At 66.4% G+C, this 19965-nt stretch carries 20 protein-coding genes and 1 riboswitch; of the genes, 9 read left to right on the top strand and 11 right to left on the bottom strand.

Translation table 11 applies throughout. The annotated features are described in order from the left end of the window. Positions 1-133: 133 nt before the first annotated feature. The 6 genes from OHQ90_RS24775 (at position 134) to OHQ90_RS24750 (ending at position 4988) form a co-directional block, all read left to right on the top strand. Positions 134-1246, top strand: coding sequence for a hypothetical protein (locus OHQ90_RS24775; RefSeq protein WP_328401321.1), 1113 nt, complete (start codon positions 134-136; stop codon positions 1244-1246). 324 nt (positions 1247-1570) lie between these two features. Continuing rightward, entirely contained in the window at positions 1571-2479 is a 909-nt protein-coding gene (locus tag OHQ90_RS24770; RefSeq protein ID WP_328401319.1) for a DUF4158 domain-containing protein, read from the top strand. Further along, entirely contained in the window at positions 2466-3413 is a 948-nt protein-coding gene (locus OHQ90_RS24765) for a glycoside hydrolase family 5 protein (protein ID WP_328401317.1), read from the top strand. The genes OHQ90_RS24770 and OHQ90_RS24765 overlap by 14 nt, the downstream gene beginning before the upstream one ends. A 291-nt stretch (positions 3414-3704) precedes the next feature. Next, positions 3705-3995, top strand: coding sequence for a hypothetical protein (locus OHQ90_RS24760; protein WP_328401315.1), 291 nt, complete (start codon positions 3705-3707; stop codon positions 3993-3995). Positions 3996-4269: 274 nt separating this feature from the next. Continuing rightward, positions 4270-4470: a hypothetical protein gene (locus OHQ90_RS24755; RefSeq protein ID WP_328401313.1), complete on the top strand. Its 201-nt coding sequence runs from the start codon at positions 4270-4272 to the stop codon at positions 4468-4470. 209 nt (positions 4471-4679) lie between these two features. Beyond that, positions 4680-4988: an immunity 53 family protein gene (locus tag OHQ90_RS24750; protein WP_328401311.1), complete on the top strand. Its 309-nt coding sequence runs from the start codon at positions 4680-4682 to the stop codon at positions 4986-4988. A 524-nt stretch (positions 4989-5512) separates the two neighbouring features. Here the strand turns inward: OHQ90_RS24750 and OHQ90_RS24745 are convergent. The 3 genes from OHQ90_RS24745 to OHQ90_RS24735 all read right to left on the bottom strand — a co-directional run bounded on the left by OHQ90_RS24745 (position 5513) and on the right by OHQ90_RS24735 (position 6638). Next, complete coding sequence (locus OHQ90_RS24745; protein ID WP_328401310.1) at positions 5513-5635, bottom strand: hypothetical protein; 123 nt, start codon at positions 5633-5635, stop codon at positions 5513-5515. After that, a complete protein-coding gene (locus OHQ90_RS24740) occupies positions 5632-5808 on the bottom strand; it encodes a recombinase family protein (RefSeq protein WP_328401308.1) in 177 nt (58 codons plus the stop codon). The genes OHQ90_RS24745 and OHQ90_RS24740 overlap by 4 nt, the downstream gene beginning before the upstream one ends. 245 nt (positions 5809-6053) lie before the next feature. Beyond that, on the bottom strand, positions 6054-6638 hold the full coding sequence (locus OHQ90_RS24735; protein WP_328401306.1) for an SMI1/KNR4 family protein: 585 nt from the start codon (positions 6636-6638) through the stop codon (positions 6054-6056). 557 nt (positions 6639-7195) lie between these two features. Here OHQ90_RS24735 and OHQ90_RS24730 point away from each other — a divergent pair. Continuing rightward, entirely contained in the window at positions 7196-7711 is a 516-nt protein-coding gene (locus OHQ90_RS24730; protein WP_328401304.1) for a recombinase family protein, read from the top strand. A 128-nt stretch (positions 7712-7839) separates the two neighbouring features. On the opposite strand, the gene rox is transcribed toward OHQ90_RS24730, so the two are convergent. From rox to OHQ90_RS24700, 6 genes are all read right to left on the bottom strand, one after another. Further along, positions 7840-9267 (bottom strand): rifampin monooxygenase, encoded by a 1428-nt coding sequence (rox, locus tag OHQ90_RS24725; protein ID WP_328413077.1) that lies wholly within the window; start codon positions 9265-9267, stop codon positions 7840-7842. Between the two features lie 512 nt (positions 9268-9779). After that, the gene (locus OHQ90_RS24720) at positions 9780-10817 is read right to left on the bottom strand and encodes a fused (3R)-hydroxyacyl-ACP dehydratase subunits HadA/HadB (protein ID WP_328401302.1); all 1038 of its coding nucleotides are present in this window, start codon (positions 10815-10817) and stop codon (positions 9780-9782) included. Between the two features lie 168 nt (positions 10818-10985). Then, the gene (locus OHQ90_RS24715; RefSeq protein WP_328401300.1) at positions 10986-13379 is read right to left on the bottom strand and encodes an excinuclease ABC subunit UvrA; all 2394 of its coding nucleotides are present in this window, start codon (positions 13377-13379) and stop codon (positions 10986-10988) included. Between the two features lie 454 nt (positions 13380-13833). Continuing rightward, positions 13834-14244: a VOC family protein gene (locus tag OHQ90_RS24710; RefSeq protein ID WP_328401298.1), complete on the bottom strand. Its 411-nt coding sequence runs from the start codon at positions 14242-14244 to the stop codon at positions 13834-13836. 5 nt (positions 14245-14249) lie between these two features. Continuing rightward, positions 14250-14699 (bottom strand): helix-turn-helix transcriptional regulator, encoded by a 450-nt coding sequence (locus tag OHQ90_RS24705; RefSeq protein WP_328401296.1) that lies wholly within the window; start codon positions 14697-14699, stop codon positions 14250-14252. Between the two features lie 278 nt (positions 14700-14977). Next, the gene (locus OHQ90_RS24700; RefSeq protein WP_328401294.1) at positions 14978-16204 is read right to left on the bottom strand and encodes an alpha/beta hydrolase family protein; all 1227 of its coding nucleotides are present in this window, start codon (positions 16202-16204) and stop codon (positions 14978-14980) included. Between the two features lie 86 nt (positions 16205-16290). Between OHQ90_RS24700 and OHQ90_RS24695 the strand changes: the two genes are divergently transcribed. Together OHQ90_RS24695 and OHQ90_RS24690 are read left to right on the top strand one after the other, a co-directional pair. Then, positions 16291-16440, top strand: a complete 150-nt coding sequence (locus tag OHQ90_RS24695; RefSeq protein WP_328401292.1) for a hypothetical protein — start codon at positions 16291-16293, stop codon at positions 16438-16440. A gap of 294 nt (positions 16441-16734) precedes the next feature. Beyond that, positions 16735-16851, top strand: a riboswitch (TPP riboswitch). Then, the gene (locus tag OHQ90_RS24690) at positions 16846-18216 is read left to right on the top strand and encodes a purine-cytosine permease family protein (protein WP_328401290.1); all 1371 of its coding nucleotides are present in this window, start codon (positions 16846-16848) and stop codon (positions 18214-18216) included. It overlaps the preceding riboswitch by 6 nt. Positions 18217-18243: 27 nt before the next feature. Here OHQ90_RS24690 and OHQ90_RS24685 read toward each other — a convergent pair whose 3' ends face one another. Both OHQ90_RS24685 and OHQ90_RS24680 read right to left on the bottom strand, forming a co-directional pair. Beyond that, positions 18244-18789 (bottom strand): hypothetical protein, encoded by a 546-nt coding sequence (locus tag OHQ90_RS24685; RefSeq protein ID WP_328401288.1) that lies wholly within the window; start codon positions 18787-18789, stop codon positions 18244-18246. Then, positions 18786-19958 (bottom strand): hypothetical protein, encoded by a 1173-nt coding sequence (locus tag OHQ90_RS24680; protein WP_328401286.1) that lies wholly within the window; start codon positions 19956-19958, stop codon positions 18786-18788. Before OHQ90_RS24680 ends, OHQ90_RS24685 begins: the two co-directional genes overlap by 4 nt. Positions 19959-19965: the final 7 nt, after the last annotated feature.

Raw genomic sequence — 19965 nt, 5'->3', positions numbered from 1 at the left:
AGTCTGACCGCCGATAATGTTCACTTATCGGCGGTCAGACTCTCGTGTCTCGCAAGGAGACGTCCTGGGGCGACACGCATTTCGTTTCGCCTCAATACGTTGGATGGGACGAAACAAACGCTACGATTCCAGCGTGTCCACCGTATGCAACTACCCTGGCTGCCCCCGACCCATCACTCGCGGCAGCGGCCCCGGCCGACCATCGGAATACTGCGACCATCCGGAGCACACGCGATGGCGAGCCTGGCGTGAACGTCAACGGCAACAGCAGGAGTCGGACATCACGACCGCTTCCGTCACAGTGACGTCACCGGGCCCGGTGACGGTCGCTCGCTTACGCGCCGACGAGCTGCTCACCCAGTTCCGTGGACTGGCAGAACAATTGGGCACCACCCTGAACACCGCCGTTGCCGAACTGTCCACGCTGGCCGACCCCTCCATCGCGGAAGCGCAGGTCCAGGCCGTTCAGGCCGATGCGGCCCGCCGGATCGCCGAGGCCGAGATGGCAGGCGTCACCGCCGAGCAGGCCCGACGCGACGCCGAGGAAGCCAAGGCGATCGCCGACGCAGCAGCAGAAGATGCCGCTGCGGCAGCCGAGCACGCGGAAAGTCTGGTCGCCGTCGCGATTACGGCCCGCGACGACGCGCTGCGCGAGGTCGAACGCACCACCAGGCAAGCCGCCGACGATGTGTTCGCCGCGCGCAGCGCCGCAGAAGCCGAAATTCGTACCGCACGTCGCGAAGCCGCCGAGGAAATCGAGCGGATCCGGCAGGAGGCCGCCGAACAGGTGCAGCAGGCACAGCGGCGCGCCGACACCGAAATCGGACACGCCCAACGCGAATCAGCGGCGCGGGTGGCATCCGCGCAATCCGAACGCGATCTCGCCGTCCAGCGGGCCGCGGACGCCGAACGCGCGACCGAACGAGCGGAGAAGGCCGCCGCGGAACGGGTCGAAGCAGCCAACGAAGCGCGTGTGGAGTGGCGCAGGGTTCGCGCCGAACTCGATGCGACGCGCACCGAGTTGGCGGAGGCGCGCCGCACGGCAATCGCGGAGCTCACCGCGGTGCGCACGGAAGCGGCGACAGCCATCGACAAGGCATACGCCGAGACAGCCCACCGCATCCAAGCATTGGACGAAGCCCGCACCCAAACCCTGACCCGCGCCGAACGCGCTGAAGCCCAACTCGACGAGTTGCTCGCCCAGTCGCGGCGCGCGGGCGCGGCAAACCCACCCGGAGCGGAGTAGCCGAGGCGGGCGGAGCGAGGAACCAACGATGGAGCACGGGATGCGAATAGCCGATCCGGGAGACGATTTCGGCCGCTACCTGTCGGCGAAGATGCCGACGGCCGCGGCCGTGTCCGGCGTGTCGGCCGTGTACTGAGATCGGTTCAGGGGATCCATGGAACCGTGGCTGGCGCTGAGAGTGATCTTGCTGACTACCCATCCTCTGGGTGGTGGCCCGGAATCCTGAAGCTGTCAGGAAGTGCAAAGTAGCTTCGGCGGCAGCGGGTTTCGTCTAGCGCGACCGGGCGTGCGTCAGGAGTGGTCGACCGAGGATCTGATCGGGTCGTGGACGCTGGTCGGGAACGACTGCAGTTGGTGAGGAACAAGTCCAGGGCTACCCGGCTGGGCTTCGGGCTGTTCCTGAAATTCTTCGGGCTGGAGGCTCGGTTTCCGCATGGTCCGGAGGAGTTCCCGCCTTCGGTGGTGTCCTATATGGCCGAGCAGCTGAAGGTCGACCCAGCCGAGTTTGCCGCCTATCCGTGGTCGGGCCGGTCGGCGAAGTATCACCGTGAACAGATCCGAGCGGCGTACGGCTTCCGTGAGTTCAGTGTCGTCATATATGGTCGAATTCGATCAATCGAGTTCGACCAAAGGAGGAGTATGCCACCCAGGCCACTGTTCAGTCCTCCCGCCCTGGCCGTGCTGGGGCTCCTGGCGGAAAGCGCGCGACACCCGTATGAGATGCGAACCCTGTTGCGCGAGCGCGGGCTCGACCGTGCCCTCAAGCTCAAGCACGCGACGCTCTACGACCTGCTGCCCCGGCTGACGGCGGCCGGACTGGTCGAGCAGGACGACCCGGCGCGCCCCGGAAACCGTCCAGAGCGCACGGTCTACCGCATCACCCCGGCCGGGATCACCTCGCTGATGACCTGGTTGCGGGAGTTGCTCAGCGATCCCGCACACGACGCGGCCGCCTTCGCCGCGGCGCTGTCGTTCATGTTCGCGCTGCCCGGAAATGAAGTGGCGGAACTGGTCTCACACCGCGCCGAGCGCATCAACGTCACCATCGAGGAGGTCGAGGCCGGGCTCGCCGCCGCGCCGGACGTCGAGCCGGTGTTCCTCACCGATCACGGCTACGCCCAAGCACTACGCCGCGCCGAGCGCGATTGGCTGCTCGCCTTCGCGGCCGACGTCCGCCAGGGCGCATTGACCTGGCCTCTCGGCGATGAGGAGTACTCCGATGACCATTCATGACGTTAACCGGCGGCTGGCCCGCACGATCAATGTGTGCCCGAACCTCGGGTCCCCGTTGGAGTCCGGCTACACCGTCGAACTGACCGCACACGAATTCGACCTCTTCGGGCGGGCGGGGTTCTCTGCGGTCCGGTTGGGTGTGTACTGGGCGGCGCACTGCGGCGACGCACCCGACTTCCGTATCGCATCACAGGCTGTGGACCGCGTTCACACCTACCTGGACCTGGCGGCCGAGCGCGACCTGGCGGTGGTGCTCACCAATTTCCTCGACCCGGACCTGATCGCGAAACCACCGCAGTACCTGCCCCGCCTGCTGTCGATCACCGACCAGGTCGCGACCGCGTTCGCCGACCGCCCGCGGTCGGTCGTGCTGGAGCCGTTCACCGAACCGCGCGATGCCCTCGACCCGCTGTGGAACGACACCCTGCGCGAGCTGCTGACCGTGATCCGAAAGGCCGACACCGAGCGCGCCGTCATCTTCGGCCCCGCCGCCTACAACAACATTCGTATGTTGCCGCAGCTCTCACTGCCCGACGACCCCAACCTGATCGTCACCATCCATCAGTACTGGCCGATCACCTTCACCATGCAGGGCGAGCAATGGCTGGGCACCGACACCCCGTTCGGCGATCCGCGCTCGTGGCTTGGCACCACCTGGACTGGAACCGACCAGCAGCGTGGCGAATTGGCCGCGGGCTACGCGAGCCTGGCCGCCTGGGCCGAAGCCAACCGCCGCCCTGTATTCGTCGGCGAGTTCGGCACCACCACCAAAGCCGACCCGGCCAGCCGCGGCTGCTGGACCGAGTTCAACAGGAGGCAGGCCGAGGAGCACGGGTTCTCCTGGGGCTGCTGGTCTTTCGCGCCCACCTTCGCCCTCTACGACCTCGAATCCCAGACCTGGAATCAGCCACTGCTACGCGCACTGATGGACTGACAAGGTCGCGCCGATGCGGTCCTGTAGCTTGCGTCAGCTGTTCTATGTGCTGCTCACCGACGGCGTGTTGGACAAGACCGAGCGCGACTACAAGCGGTTGTGCGAGTACGTCGGGATGGCGCGGCGCTCGGGACGGCTCGGCTGGAGCACGATCCGTGGCGACACCCAGATCGCGGTGGATGCGCCGCTCGCTTACGCCGGGCCGGCGTACTTCTGGACCGGGGTCGCCGCGGCTGCTGAGGACTACCGGGTGGATCGGCAGGACGGGCAGCCGATCCGGCTGGAGTTGTGGTGCGAGACGGCGTCGATGGTGCCCAGCTGGCTGGGATCGGCGCCGACTACGGCATCGCCTGCTACTCCGGCGGCGGGTTCGACGGCCTGGTCAGCAAGCACGAGTCCTGTGACCAGGACTGGGACTACCGGCTGCACTGGAAGACCCGCGACCTGGTCGACTGGGCAGCCGGGCGCGCCGCCCCCGATCGCGCGTGGGTGTCCGCGCATTATCAAGGACAAGCCCTGCTCCATCGTGTCGACCCCCGCCATGGCCTCAGCGACGCGGACTTCGCCACCCTCGACGAATAGTTGCGCGCGGCCCACGACCCCAGCTTCCGCGATCGTGCGGTCGAGGATCGAAGCCCACCGCGACCCAGAGGTTCACCAGCAGGTCCTCACCCGCGAGGAGACCGAGCGCCACGAGATCCGGCAGGCCCTGAACTGACCCGACGCGTTCGGCATCGTTGCACCCCGCCGCGTTCGGAAAACGAGGGTCTGCCGAACATCCGCGGAAGCAGCGGCGCGGGCGGTGTTGTCGTTGTTCGGAGTCGTGTTCGGTACTGACATGCGGATCCTGTTGCGGATGAACAGGACTGCGGATCATCGGCGTGTCACGAACTCCTCGGCAGTACGTTTCTTGCAGCTCGTACTCGTCTTCAGCACGGGGGTTGCGGGATTCCTCCTGCTGGCTCTTGGGACCGCATCCGATTTCCTCGACAAAGCCATCAGCCAGCCCGAATACGAGGAGCTCGGCGCAGCGGGGGTCGAGCGCAAGTTCAGCTAACAGACTCGGCGACGGGGTGCTCACAGTCACGCGAGCTCGCGGGCAGCTCACGCGCTAGTCATGCTCATGGGTGATCAAAGGCTTGGTCACGTCAATCTTTCGTCGCAGCAGATAGGCATCGCGGCAGTAGCTGGACCTGGGGCCGATTTGCTCCGGCGAAGCCCTGGCCACAACCTGCAGCCCGTACCCTGCGCCTAGCATCGATATCAATGTCCGAGCATGAACACGTCCTTGACTGGTTGCAGAGCTGGTACAGCGCGCAGTGCGATGGCGACTGGGAACATGGATGGGGTGTTCGGATCGAGACACTCGACAACCCGGGCTGGACCGTCACGATCGATCTCGCGGAAACGTCGCTGGCGCACCGGGAGTTTCGCCGGAAACAGGTCGCTCGGGGTGAGCACGACTGGGTACACGCATGGACCGACGAGCGGTCATTCCATCTCGCGTGCGGTCCGGGAAACCTGACCGAGGCGCTCATGCTGTTCCGCGCCTGGGCAAGTGATAGCCGGGGGTAGGCGCATCTGCGGCGTCGCGGGTCTCGGCCCGATATTCTTCAAGGCGTCGCTCATGACCGAGAGGAGACGGTGTCCTCGGTCGCCCGGCTGCTCGGGGTCTCTCGCTCGACGATCTACAACTACGTGCCCGAGTTCCAGCACGACAAGGCAGAGACTATCGACGCCCTACCCCTCCGAAAGCGGAAGGCATGCAGCCTTATAGGTGCGCCTGGCCGGGCTCCGCCACCGAGCGCGGGAGAAGCGGAAGTATACCGATTCTGGTGGCCGAAAACGGGGTTGAGGGACATCAGCGCGTATCCAGGTGCACGCCTGACCGAGGACGCCTTTTGGCTGCAGTCGCGTTTGCAGTATTTGGGTGGACGTCCGCGCTTGCCTGGTTCGAGTTTGAACATCTCCCCGCACTGCGGGCAGTCCCGATAACGGCTCGTTTGTTCTTCGTCGAGATGGCCCAGGCGGCGGCGGTCTTCCGGAGCGATCAGCAGCACCCCAGCCGAGTAGGTGATACGCCTTCTCCGGAGGCATGTTCAACTCAGCAAGAAGGTCTCGGAGGGGTCCATCAGCACGTTGACCAGCATGGTGGTGGTCGCATCGCCCGCGGCCAGGTCGTTGATGCCCGACAAGGCCCCCGACAGCACCCGCAGTTTCACCCCGTGCCGAAGCCTTCGCGTTCGAGAGCGGGGATCTTCGACGAGGTGGCCGGATCGGCGAACACTCGCACACCGTCGGCACCGTCGACGAGACCGGCCTCGCCGATCACGTGCGTCTGGCGTGCGGTGCTCTGCTCGTCGGTGGAAACCCGCGTATAGACGAGTTCGGCCATCGCAGCGCGCCCTTCACCTCGGTCCGACGTGGTCCATTCACCGTTCTATCTGTCGTCAAACCTTGTCGTCAATGGGGAACGGATCGCATTGGATCAGGTGGGTCGTTTCCGCATGATCCGAGTGGCGATGAGGCCGCTGCGGTGCCATGTCGTCAAATGACCATTTGACGACACCAACGGAGGCCGTCAGCGTTCGAAGCTAATAGTCAGGTGCAGTGAGGTCCGGCGGAGCGGGAGCGAGTCGCTCAGCCGCCGATGTATGACCCGGACCCGTACTGCTCGACGTCGCGGCGGTACCGGTCCTGCCAGTGCAGGAATTCGTGGCCGTTGCCGCGGAACTTGCGCTGCAGCTCACGGGGAAGGCCTCCGGTACAGGCTCTGGCCAGGAATTCCACGATCCCGTACGGCAGGACCGTCAATTCGTCCCCGTATACGCACACCGGCCACTCGGCGCTCGACTCGCCCTCGATGCGCCACAGGTAGTAGTAGTCGCCACCACCATCCACGCCCCAGTGGATATACGTGTCACCGTCACCCAGATCTTCGGCGATGTACGGCTTGGCAGCAGCCCGGCGAAACGCCCCGGTGATATCCACCACACTCGTGCTGTACTGGTGGCCGGGCGCCTCCGCCGGTGCCGCGATCAGCAGGGAGTCGTCAAGCGACCCGGCGCCGTAGACCGCGAGGAAGTCCAGGTAGTCCGGCGGCAGCTGGACCCCCAACGCGGCCTCGGCCGCCGCCACCCCCTGCAGGTCCAGCGCCGACCACTCCGCGCTGGCCGGCGATGGCGGGAGAATCCGCCGCAAACGTTCGAGCGCATCGCTTGTCATCGGTTCTCCCCTAATCTGTCGGGCCCGTCGGAACCGGACTCACCGGATTCATGCGATTGTCCGGGGCAACCGTGTCTCGTGCCCCGCCCTGGCTTCACGGTTCAACAGCCCTTTTTGAGACATCGGTGTTCAGCGTTGGCGGGTGGAGGCGCGCCCATCATGCCAACATTCGCGCGTGCCGGCCTGAAGGCTGTTCCCAGTCACAGCTATAGCCCGCAACGCGCCTTGCATGCGGTAACCGAGGCATACCGGTGGCCCGCGGGAGACCTAAAACTAGCGACCTCTCGATGGCCGCCCATCCGGCGGAAGGAGATTCCGGACAGCTTCCTCGAGCAGCAGTTCGAATTTTGAGCCGTAGGAGAGGGTTCTTCGTGACGTTGGCTTGTCGGCAAACGATCTGCCGACGAGCCGACACTGGCGCCTGACGCCGAACTGTGGTTCTGACCACAGTTAGATCGAGCCATAACCGCTGGTCAAGCCGTTGTCGTTGTTTTTCGCGCGATTACTACAGAAACCCCGAGACCCAGCGTCAGCACGACGACCTCGATCCGATCTGCGTGAAGGTGTTCGAGGAGAAGATCAGCGGCAATCTGAAAGTCGCCGACCGGCCCGGTCCGCGTGCGGCGCTGGACTACATGCGTCCCGGTGACATGCTCACCGTCCAGGAGGCCGACCGGCTCGGCCGCAACCTCCTCGAAGGCTTGATCGTGCTCAACGACCTGTTCCAGCAAGGCATCTCGGTGAAGATCCTGCACGGTATCGCCGTCGGCGAGCACACCGAACGCAGCCTGATTCTGGACCTGGCGCTCGCCCTGGCCGAGGATCGCCGCCGCGACATCGTCCGCAAGACCCGCGACGGGTTGGCGTCCGCAGCGCGGCGCGACCGCACAGGAGGCCGCCCTCGTGTCGGCGACGCCGACAAACGCCGTGCGATCCTGGCTCGCCGCGCCGAATGCCAATCGCTGCGTGAGATCGCCCGCGGTGTCGGCGTCAGCCTTGCCGTGGTCCACGGTGAGGTGAAGACCGCAGCGACTGCCGACGCCGATACCGGTGAACCCGCATCGAACACCTGATCGGTCATAGCTGCGTTGCGGATCGGGATACCTTCAGGACTCCAGGCCGCGGGGCGCGCCCCACTCTGCACTTCCTGACAGCTTCAGGATTCCGGGGCCGTGGTGGAGGCGTTCGCGAAGTTCGGCGCTCAGCTGACGGCAGCGCCGAACCACTTGGGCAGCTGGCTGAGCAGGTCCTGCTGGTTTTCACCGACCCACGCCACGTGGCCGTCCGGCCGCAACAGCGCCGCGGGCACGTCCAGTTCCTCGCTGACGTCGACGACGTGGTCGACCCGATCTGCCCAGCCCGCCACCGAGAGCCGGCCGGTCTGGTCGAGCAGTAGCCCGCGGCCGCCGTGCATCAGCTCGTAGATGCGGCCCCGCTTCAACCCGACGTCCCGCAGCCGTCGGCCGAGCAGTTCGTGCCCCTCGCCCAGGTCGTAGCGAACCCCGATCGCGGTGATCTTCTCGGTCAGGTACCGGTTCACCTCCTCGAAGTCCATGAGTTCCGACAGCAGCAGGCGCACAGACCGGGGACCCGGCTCGGAGGACATCAGCTCGGACTGCACGCGGGTGTTGTTCAGCACGTCGGCGGCTACTGGGTGCCGTTCGGTGTGGTAGCTGTCCAGCAGCCCCTCCGGTGCCCAGCCGTTGACCTCGGCGGCCAGTTTCCAGCCCAGATTGAACGCGTCCTGGACGCCGAGGTTGAGGCCCTGCCCGCCCAGCGGTGGGTGGACGTGCGCCGCGTCGCCGGCCAGCAGCACCCGGCCGACCCGGTAGCGCTCGGCCAGCCGGGTGGCGTCGCCGAAGCGGGACAGCCAACGCGGTGAGTGCACGCCGAAGTCGGTGCCGGCGAACACCCGCAGTTGCTGCTTGAACTCCTCGAGGGTCGGCGCGGCCGACCGGTCCTCGGCCACCCCCTCTGCGGGCACGACGACGCGGTACACCCCGTCCCCAGAGGGCCCGGCACCGAACCCCTTGTGGGTCTTGCGGACCTCAGCCACCACGGCGGCCAGCGTCTCCGGCGGCGCGGCCACCTCCATCTCGCCCAGCAGATACTCGACCCGGGGGGGCTCGCCGGGGAAGTCGACGCCGAGCAGCTTGCGTACCGTGCTGCGGCCGCCGTCGCAGCCGACGAGGTAGCGCGCGCGCAGCTGTTTGCCGTCGTCCGGCTCGACGGTCACCCCGCGATCGTCCTGGCTCAGCCCGACCAGCTCGCAGCCGCGCCGGATTTCGACACCGAGTTCGATGGCGTGTTCGGCCAGCAGACGCTCGGTGACGGGCTGCGGGATGCCGAGGACGTACGGATGTGCGGTGTCCAGCCGGTCGGGCCGCGGCTTTGTGATGCCGGCGAAGAAGCCGCCGAGCGGGTACTGCTGGCCGTGCGCGAGGAACCGATCCAGCAGACCGCGCTGGTCCATCACCTCGACGCTGCGCACGTGCAGGCCGAGCGACCGGACCTGCCTGGTCGGCTCCGCCTCCTTCTCCAGCACGAGCGTGTGCACACCGTGCAGCCGCAACTCACTGGCCAGCATCAAACCGGTCGGTCCGCCGCCGGCAACGATCACGTCGATCATGAAAACCCCCATTCGACAAGGTTGCATTTCGGCCAGCTGCTGCGCGCAGTCCGGCGGCGTGCGCCCGCGCTATCCCACCGAGCGCCCGAACCGCACCGTGAGTCCCACCGGCGGTTCGACGTCCCGCGAGACCCGCTCATCGAAAAACACACGTACTTCACGAATCCCGATTTCGCCAGGTTCTGGCTTCGACCGGAGATTCTGCGGCACGACCCGGGTCTTGCCGCAAGGCCCCTAGTGCGTTATATGGTGAGAGTGGCAGGGAGTAAGTAACCTCCTTGCCTTTGTCTTGTGTGGTCCACTGTGGTGGACAATCTCCTTCCGAATCGGTGAAACGCCGTGTGTGGCAACGCCGCCGCGAGCTGAACACACCTGGGGCTCGAGCCTTCTCGGCGGCGTCGGTGACGTCGCCCGTCCAGGCCACCGTGTAGAACGAACTTCCGTCCGCGACACCCTGTCCTGACCGCCGACATCTCCAAGCGTGACAAGAGACCGCTAACGGCCGCAGGAGGCTATGCGAGGCGGACATCCGCGGTGGCGAGGCCGAAAACCTTGCGTCCGGCGGACTTCGCGACGATGACGACGACAGCGGTCTTGCTCGCAGGGTCGATCGACTTGATGCGCCCGGTGAACTCGACACTGCCAGCGGAGGCGGTTTCGATGACCGTGTAGTTCGACAGCCGGACCCCGTATCTGATCATCGCGCCCGGGTCACCGAGCCATCCGGTGACAAATCCCGCCCCCAAGCCCATGGTGAGCATGCCGTGGGCAATCACATCCGGAAGACCCGCGAGCGCAGCGACTTCGTCGTGCCAGTGGATAGGGTTCGCATCCCCGGAGACTCCGGCATAGTTCACCAGATCGCCGCGCGTCAGGCGAATGGTTCGAGCGGGAAGCTCGTCACCGACGGCGATATCGTCGAATCTGGTTGCGGTGCGCGGAACACGCGTGCGTGAGATCTGGGACAGGCGTGGGGCGGTTTCCGGATCCGGATTCGCGATCGATAGTCCGTCGGCTGCCGCAACCGCAGTCCGGGGGGTCGTGTCGAGTCCGCTCATGATGACGCGCTCGATCGTGTCGCTGATCTCGGCGTTGACGTCTTCGCTGGTGATGCCGACGACGGTGGTGTGCATGATCTGCACAATGTCACCGGTCTGGTCGGTGAAGGTGTTGGTGATGGTGAGCAGGTCCTTGCCCGCGATGCGACGGATCGAGGACAGTTCGACATCGCTGATCAACTGGTCGCCGGTGAGTACCGGCTTGTACATTTCGAAAACCTGATCGGTCTGCACGAACATGTCGTAGCCGGTCATGACGGTCTCGAGGAGCCTGCGGTTGGCCAACATCGCGGCGGTGGAGATGAACGTGGTCGGTGCGATCAGACCGGCGTATCCGAGCTCACCGGCAGCGTCCTCACTCCAGTGCGCCGGGTGGAAATCCTGCACCGCGCGCGCGTACTCGCGGATCTTCTCGCGTCCCACCTCGTAAAAGTCGTCCGCACGATAGCGATGCCCCACCAGCCCGGCCACATCGAACGCTGATTCCACCAAGCCCCTCCTCTATCCGGATTTCTACGGCACCGTAACCGGCATCGGCAGAACCGAATTCACGAGTGAAACCTCACCTTCTCACACGGCAACGCATTCTGCTGACGAGGCGGCCCGACACCGGCCCCGAGCGACGCGTGGTGGCCGGTGTCCCTACCGAGAGGTCCTCGGTCAGCTGCCGACGTAGGCCGCGAGGTGCTCGCCGGTGAGGGTGGAGCGGGCGGCGACGAGGTCGGCAGGCGTGCCTTCGAAGACGATCCGGCCGCCGTCGTGGCCTGCGCCGGGGCCGAGGTCGATGATCCAGTCGGCGTGCGCCATGACCGCCTGATGGTGCTCTACGACGATGACCGACTTGCCGGAGTCGACGAGCCGGTCGAGCAAGCCGAGCAACTGCTCGACGTCGGCGAGGTGGAGGCCCGCGGTCGGCTCGTCGAGGACGTAGACGCCGCCCTCCTCGGCCATGTGGGTGGCCAGCTTGAGCCGCTGCCGCTCGCCGCCGGACAGCGTGGTGAGCGGCTGACCGAGGCTGAGGTAGCCGAGCCCGACGGCGGCGAGCCGACCGAGGATGGCGTGCGCGGCCGGTATGCGCGCTTCGCCTGCGCCGAAGAAGTCCTCGGCCTCGGTCACCGACATCGCCAGCACCTCGCTGATGTCGCGGCCGCCGAGGTGGTATTCCAGCACCGACGCCTGATACCGCTTCCCCTCGCACTCCTCGCAGGTGGTGGCGACACCGGCCATCATCGCCAGGTCGGTGTAGACCACCCCGACGCCGTTGCAGTTGGGACAGGCGCCCTCGGAGTTGGCGCTGAACAGCGCTGGCTTCACGCCGTTGGCCTTCGCGAACGCTTTGCGGATCGGGTCGAGCAGTCCGGTGTATGTCGCCGGGTTGCTGCGCCGCGAGCCGCGGATAGCGCCCTGGTCGACCGACACCACATCCGCGCCGCGGGGGATCGACCCGTGCACGAGCGAGCTCTTGCCGGAGCCGGCGACTCCGGTGACAACGCAGAGCACCCCGAGCGGGATATCGACGTCGAGGTCCTGAAGGTTGTGTGTTGTCGCGCCGCGGATCTCCAGCGTGCCAATGGGCTTGCGCACCGCCTCCTTGACGGCGGCGCGATCGTCGAAATGGCGGCCGGTGATGGTCCCGCTGGCCCGCAGCCCCTCGACGGTGCCCTCGAAGCAGACGGTGCCGCCCCCCGCACCGGCACCGGGGCCGAGGTCGACAACGTGGTCGGCGATCACGATCGTCTCCGGCTTGTGCTCCACGACGAGCACCGTGTTGCCCTTGTCCCGCAGTTGCCGCAGCAGGTCGTTCATCCGCTGGATGTCGTGCGGATGCAGCCCGATGGTGGGCTCGTCGAAGACGTAGGTGACATCGGTGAGCGCCGACCCGAGGTGGCGGATCATCTTGACGCGCTGCGCCTCACCGCCCGACAGCGTCCCCGACGGCCGTTCGAGTGAGAGGTATCCCAGCCCGATCTGCACGAACGAGTCGAGGGTGTGCCCCAGCGCGGCGAGCAACGGCGCGACCGACGGCTCGTCGAGGCCGCGGACCCATTCGGCGAGGTCGCTGATCTGCATCGCGCAGGCGTCGGCGATATTGATCCCGCCGATCCGCGAGGAGCGGGCAAGCTCGCTGAGCCGGGTGCCACCGCATTCGGGACAGATGGTGAAGGTGACCGCCCGGTCCACGAACGCCCGGATGTGCGGCTGCAGCGCGTCGGGGTCTTTGGCGAGGAACGACTTTTGCACCTTGGGGATCAGCCCCTCGTAGGTGAGGTTGACGCCGTCGACCTTCACCTTGGTCGGCTCTTTGTAGAGGAAGTCGTTGAGTTCCTTCTTGGTGTACTTGCGGATCGGCTTGTTCGGGTCGACGAAGCCCGACTCGGCGTAGACCCGCACCGTCCAGAAGCTGTCCGACTTCCAGCCCGGGATGGTGAACGCGCCCTCGGCGAGCGACTTGGAGTTGTCGTAGAGCTGGGTGAGGTCGATATCGGAGACTGCGCCGCGGCCTTCGCAGCGCGGGCACATGCCGCCGGTGATGCTGAAGCTGCGACGCTCCTTCACGGTTCGTCCGGCGCGTTCTATGGCGACCGCACCCGCTCCACTGATCGAGGCGACGTTGAAGGAGAACGCCTGGGGTGAGCCGATGTGCGGCTGCCCGAGTCGGCTGAAGAGGATGCGCAGCATCGCGCTGGCGTCGGTGGCGGTACCGACCGTGGAGCGGGGGTCGGCACCCATCCGCTGCTGGTCGACGGTGATCACGGTCGTCAGCCCTTCGAGCACGTCGACCTCGGGCCGCGCCTGCGACGGCATGAAGCCTTGTACGAAGGCACTGTAGGTTTCGTTGATCAGCCGCTGCGACTCCGCGGCGATGGTGCTGAACACCAGCGAGCTCTTACCCGAGCCGGAGACGCCGGTAAACACCGTCAGCCTGCGCTTGGGGATCTCGATGCTGACGTCCTGGAGGTTGTTCACGCGCGCGCCGTGCACGCGGATCAGATCGTGGCTGTCGGCAGCGTGCGGCGCCGGCGACTTCGTTTTCGTCCTCGTGGCCGTGGTCATCGTGTCTCCATCTGTTGCGCGGGCCGTGTTGGCGGTCTCCGTCGTCGTGGCCATGCTCGATCTAATCAGGCTTCGATCAGTGCGTTCGGTTGTCCCTCGTCGGCGCGCCCGGTCGGACCAACCGGCGGCGTCGCGCATCAGCTCGCGGTCGAGCTTCTCGTCGGCCTCGCGCCAAGCCTCGATGCGGCGCGAGGGCACGCGGTGTCAGTGGTACGGCCTGGCCCCGGTGTGTGCGACGAGGCACCGGCCACCTATGCCCATTTCTGATGGTTGGCTGACGCTCGGTGGTTGCGTCGCCTCCGAGCCTCGGGAGCGCGTGGCACTCATCGGTTGTGCAGCCAGCCCGGGAAGGTTTGCCTCGGTGTCGGTGACGGTGACGGCTGCCGTCGGCCTCATGCACGGGGCTCCTTGACGGTGCCGACTGTGCAGGTGATGGCTGCGATCGCCGAATGGCTCAGCGCAGCTCCTGGATGCGGACCAGGTTGCCCGCGGGATCGCGAACCGCGCAGTCGCGAACCCCGTACGGCTGCTCGGTCGGTTCTTGAACGACCTCGGCGTCGCTGGCCTGCACCCGCTCGAAGGTGCCGTCGAGGTCCTTGGTGGCCAGGAGGATGCCGCCATAGGTGCCTTTGGCCATCATCTCGAGAATGGCGCGGCGCTCATCGTCGGTGATGCCGGGGTCGACGGCGGGCGGATGCAAGACGATGGAGGTTCCGGGCTGGTCGGCGGGGCCGACGGTGATCCAGCGCAGCCCGTTGTATCCGACGTCTTTGCGGACCTCGAAGCCGAGGGTGTCGCGGTAGAAGGCGAGGGCTGCGTCCGGGTCGTCCTGGGGAAGGAAGCTCGAGTGAATGGTGATGTCCATGGCAATCAGGCTAATTGCGGGTCGGCGACCTGCGCTTCTCGATTCCTGATCGGTCTGGTCACCTGTTTCGCCACGCAGGACGGTATCCCCGCCGTCGCGAGGGCCGCCTCGCGACGGTAGGTGCTGGGCGGCATACCGACCAGCTCGGTGAAGCGAGTGCTGAAGGTGCCCAGCGACTGGCAGCCGACCGTGAAACAGACCTCGGTGACGCTGAGGTCGCCGCGACGCAACAGCGCCATCGCGCGCTCGATGCGCCGTGTCATCAGGTAGCCGTATGGCGATTCGCCGTAGGCGAGGCGGAACTGGCGGCTGAGGTGCCCGGCCGACATGTGCGCGTCGCGGGCGAGCGCCTCGACGTCCAGCGGCTGTGTGTACTCCCGGTCCATCCGGTCGCGGACGCGGCGCAGTCGCGCGAGGTCGCGCAGGTACTGTTCCGTGGCGGGTTTGCTGGTCACTTCCGCGATCGTCCCACGTCGCGCCGGAGTTGACCAGCGCCGCACGCGTTTCCATTGCACTCGGCGTCCGCTTTGCCACCGGTCTGCTCCAGGTTCAAGGGCATGGCGTTCGTCGAAGAGGTCTGCGAGCTCCATGGGGGTACGAGAGCACGGCGATGCTGCTCGGGCGGCCCGGTGACGGTGGCGTTCAGCGACGGCTGGCGCCGGACCTGACGGAGTTCGGCATGAACTCGGTGCACTGCGCTACCGACGCAGGCACGATTCGGCGTGCGGGTGGCTCAGGTGGGTGGGGCCTGCTGTTGGAATACCTCCAGGATCTGTGGAAGTGCGATACGGGCGGTGCTGCCGTGGTCGATGTCGCCGAGGTCGAGCAGGGTGGCCTTGTCGCTGTGCAGTGCTTGCAGGCAGTGTTCGGAGTTGGCGTAGGGGATGCTGCGATCGCCAGAGGCGGCATAGAGGTGGACCGGGACGCGTGGTGTCCAGTCGCAGGTGCCGTCGGTGTCGGCGACGGCGTCGCGTGCGGCTCCGGTGGGGTTGCGTGACCAGGCGATGAACTTGGGCGTCAACAGTTGTTGTGGCGCGGTGAGCAGGGCTGCGCCGATGGCGATTTCGGTGTGATTGCCGTCGAAGAGTGCCTCCACTGTGGCGGCATACGGTTGCTGGAATGCTTCGGCGGGGCTGTCGTAGAGATGGTGGATGCGGTTCATCGAGGTGAGCCAGTATGCGAAGTAGAAGACCGCGCTCGCGGGCATCACCCGGCCGTCCAGTCCGGCGGGCGTCTGCACGTTCTGCACATCGTAGGGTCCGCTCACCGGTGCCAGCGCCGCGAGCCCGAAGCCGGGGATCTGGCCCGCGTGCAGTGCCTTGCCCAGCGCCGTCGCCGCCTGGCCGCCTTGGGAGAAGCCGGTGACCAGGATGTCCGGGTCGAGTTCGCGTTGCTCGCGGGCCGCGACCGCGCGGGCCGCGCGCAACAGGTCGACAGAGGCACTGACTTCCGTCGGGGCATGGGTGTAGGGGTGGAACCCCGGGCCTTCGCCGAGTCCCAAATAGTCCGGCGCGACCGCCGCATAGCCCGCCCCGGCGAACATGATGGTGCGCGCCCGGTCGGGGCGGGTCGTCCCGTTCACCGACGGCGCATCACTCTTGAGCGACAGTGTGCCGTGTGCGTAGCTGACCACGCGCAGCCTGCGGGAGTCGGTGCGCGGCAGCACGACCAGGCCGCTCGCGGTCGTCGGCCGGCCGCTGGTGTCGATGGTCCGGTATACGACGCGATAGGCGTCGATACCGTTGCGGGCCGAGGCGTTCAGGTATGTGCTGGTGTCGGCTGCCGACATCTGAGCGACCGGTGTTGCCGAGACGATCTCGCCGCGGATCGACTGCTCGGCGGGTGTCGAGGTCGCGCGGCTGTCCGCGTCCGGTTTGTCCGCTGCCGCACACGCCGCCGACCCACCCAGCAACACGATCGCGCCGAGCACCGCGACCGCGCGACGCGTGGATCCGATCATGACTGTGCCCGCCTCTCCTCGGCGAATTCACCACCTGCACGACAGCATTCGCTGCATCCTGCGACGGCCTGCGCGGCATGGTGAACATGTCGTCCTTCGATGCTCGTACACTGGCCACCGGTTGGCTCGACTACACCCCGCGCGGCGACCGCACCGTGCTGAGTTTGTTCGCACCGGACTTCTACGACAACGTCAGTGGCCGCGGGCTGGACATCCTCGACGTCGTCGCCCAGTAGTCCTACACGAGTTTTACAGACCGCAGTGCAGAATTGCACGAGGTGCTGTCGAGCGAAGACCGCGTTATGGTGGTGCACCTTTCGCGGTCGGCACATCGGCAATGGGTTTCCGCGGTTGCACGGTCGTCGCATCGAGGGAAGCCCGGTGGCCTGGGCCCAGGTGCACATCTTTCCGGTTCCGACGGGTTGGTGGTCGAACACTGGGCCGTGCGTGACGACGCCCAGTTGCTGGATTCGGTCGAAGGACCGAAGGCTATGTGACATGGTGCGTCGCGTGTACTATTCGCCCGAATAAGACCCCACCGCGGGAGCTCGGGCACGGCCGGGCTGAGAGGGCGGACCCGATGTTTCGCCGACCGCATGAACCTGTCCGGGTAATGCCGGCGTAGGGAGTAGTGCTCCGGTATGTCTGCACCGACCCTGGATGAATCCGAACGGCACGAGGCGCCGCTGACCCTCGAGGAGCCCGCACCGAAGGTGCTGTCGTTCTGGGACCAGAGCGCCTTCTGGGCCAATCTCGGCGTCAGCCTCGTCGCGTTTACCGGCGCGTACACTGTGCTGGCTCCGAACACCGAGTACGCGCCGCAGATCTCGATCGCCGCGGGCATCCTCGCGATGATCGTGGGAACTGTCCTCGGCGGTGTGATGCTCGGGCTTGCCGCCGTGCCGGGGGCGCAGACCGGCAAGCCCGCGATGGTGTTGCTGCGTGGCTTGTTCGGCGCGAAGCTCAGTTATCTTCCGACCGTGCTCAATATCGCCCAGCTCATCGGCTGGGGGACCTTCGAGTTGATCGTCATCGGTAATGCGGCCGAAGAGTTGTTCGGCGGTGGTCCGCACTGGCTGTATGTGGTGGTGGCCGGTGTGTTGACGACCGTGCTGACGATCTGGCCGCTCGGCTCGGTCCGAATGCTGCGACGGTTCGTGACCGTCGGCGTGGTCATCGCCCTGATCTGGTTCTACATCCAGTTCCTGCACAAGGGTCTGCCCGACCTGACCACCAATCCCGGCCCCGAGGGTGCTGGGCCGTTCGGTGTCGACTGGAGTTTGTTCTGGATCGCCACCGATGCGGCGCTGGCCGTGTCGATCTCGTGGGTGCCGGTCGCGGCCGACTACACCCGCCATTCCCGCAGCACCGGTGCCGCCTTCGGTGCGGCCAGCGGGGCGTATGCGATCACCCAGATCGTCGCCTACATCCTCGGCTTGTTCGCGCTGGCCCTCGCGACCGGTGACGGCGGCCAGTACACGCCGTTCCTGCAGGTGAGTCTCGGTGCGGTGTTCTTCTTCGTTTTCGTGTTGCGGGAGGCCGATCAGTCTTTCGCCAATGTGTACTCCACGGCTGTGTCCATCCAGAACCTCGCGCCGCGCATCGACCGTCGGGTGCTGTCGATCGGCCTCGGTGCGCTGATCACGGTGCTTGCGCTGCAGCTGAAGATGGAGAACTACTTCGGTTTCCTCGGGTTGATCGGTTCGGTGTTCGTGCCGCTGCTCGGTGTGCTCGTCGCCGACTTCTTCCTGTGCGCGAAGGGGAACTGGAATACCGCACCGGATGCCCCGTCGCGCTGGGGGATGATCGTCGCCTGGCTGGTGGGCTTGTCGGTGTATCAGCTCATCAACCCGGGTGACGCGGGTGTCTGGACCGACTTCTGGGTGAACATCCAGGAGAAGCTGCACTTCACCAAACAGCCGTGGATGAGCGCGTCACTGTTGTCGTTCCTGGCCGCGGTGCTGGTGGCCTGGATTGTCGGGTGGGTCGCGACCGCCCGGAAATCGGCCTGACAGCACCGCGATTCGCCTACGGCAGGTTCAGACGATCAAGGTTCGGCGGCCCGGTCGGGTGCGACGCCAGGCCACTGTGAGGAACACGATCAGGCCGAGCAGTGGCAGGGTGCCGATGGTCCAGCTCAGCGGCAGTGGTGGTCCGGGTTGGTCGAGAACTTCGACGCCGTCGAGGGTCCCTTCACCGTGCCCGAGCGGCCCGTCGATGCTGAAGACGAAGCGGTAGCTGCCGGGGTCGTCGAACGCTTTGACATCCAAGCCCCAGGAATCGCGTTTACGGGGGTGCCGTACCAGCGGCGCGGCGCGGCGTCCCGGTTTGATCGCGGGGCCGGTCACGCGCAAGGTTCCGGACTTGTCGGCGATGCCGCCATCGGGCATGAACGTGAAGTCCAGGGACTTCATCGCACGCAGTGGCCAGGTGGAGAACCCGACGGTGAGGCTGTACGGGCCGGCTTGGACCCGCTCGATGTGCACGACGTCGACCGGCGCGTACGCGGCGGCGGGTGCGATCGCGATCAACGACAGTGTGACAGCAGCCAACACAGCGACAGCGAGTCTGCGCAGCACGATCATCGGTGGTCCTCCGTTGCGGGAGCGAGAAGAGGCAGCATGGTGGTGAATCGGCCGCCGAGGAATCCGGCGAGCAATCCCAGCGGAATCCCGAGCAGCGTGACCGTCAGGACGTCGGCGAATGCGAGGTGGGACATGGCGTGGGTGAGGTTCATTTGCAGCGGAAAGCTCACCCCGACGATTACGCCGGTCGCGACTCCGGCCACCAGCACAATCTTCTTGGCGTCGTAGCCGCGGGTGCGGGCCAGCCAGAACAACCCTTCGACTACGGCGGCCGCGACGATCAGGAACATCGGCATGATCGCGGGCAGCTCCGGTGGCCGGCCGGTGAGACCGTCACGCAGCGGCAGCCCGATCGCCGAGGCATAGGTTTCGGCAGCCCACGGCGAGAACCACCACAGGATCGCCTGCATCGCTCCCAGCGAGCCGGCGATGGCGATGGCGGCCCCGGCGCGGGCAAGCAACGCCGCGCCGAGGATCAGCAGCATCGGCCCGAACAGCACGATCCCGAGGATGGTCGGATCGGCGGGCAGCTCCAGGTTGTTCAAAGCGTTTGTGGGGATCGGCGCGAAGGTGATCAGGATCGGGATCGCCACCACGATGCCGATCCGGCCCCAGCGGTGGTCGCGATGGGCGGCGAAAACGATGATGCTGCCGATCATGGTGAGCGTGATGGACAGGAACAGCGCCACGTGCGAGGGGGTGTTGAGCACCGCGTCGAAGCCGTAGATCGAATGCCACTGCAGATCGAGGAGACCGTAGAGCAGGAACAATGCCGCACCGGCTCCGGCGATCATGTAGCCCAGCGGTGCGGTGAGATTGCTGCCGAACACCCGTATGGGCGTGCCGCCCATACGGGGCACCGGTCGTCCAGCGCGTTGGGCGGAGGTGGCAATGAGGACCATGGCGAGGCTCGCGAACCCGGAGATGGCACTGCCGGAGTACAGGAACAGATGCGGCAGGGTGAAGAAGGTGTCGGGGCCGACTTCGTTGTGCCACTGGATATCCCAGCTCAAGCCCACCAATGTGACAGCGGTGCCGAGGACGACGACCCAGACCCCGATGCGAGCCGCCGTGCCATTGTCGGAAGCGGCGGCCGGTGCGGATTCTGCGGTGGCCACCGACGGTCCGGCACGGTCTGCGGACGTGTCGGACGGTGCTGGGGTGCTCATGACGGGC

The organism is Nocardia sp. NBC_00403 (assembly GCF_036046055.1).
Classification (GTDB): Bacteria; Actinomycetota; Actinomycetes; order Mycobacteriales; family Mycobacteriaceae; genus Nocardia.
Note: the sequence above shows the minus strand (reverse complement) of the source record. Positions and strands in the feature narration are given on the sequence as shown.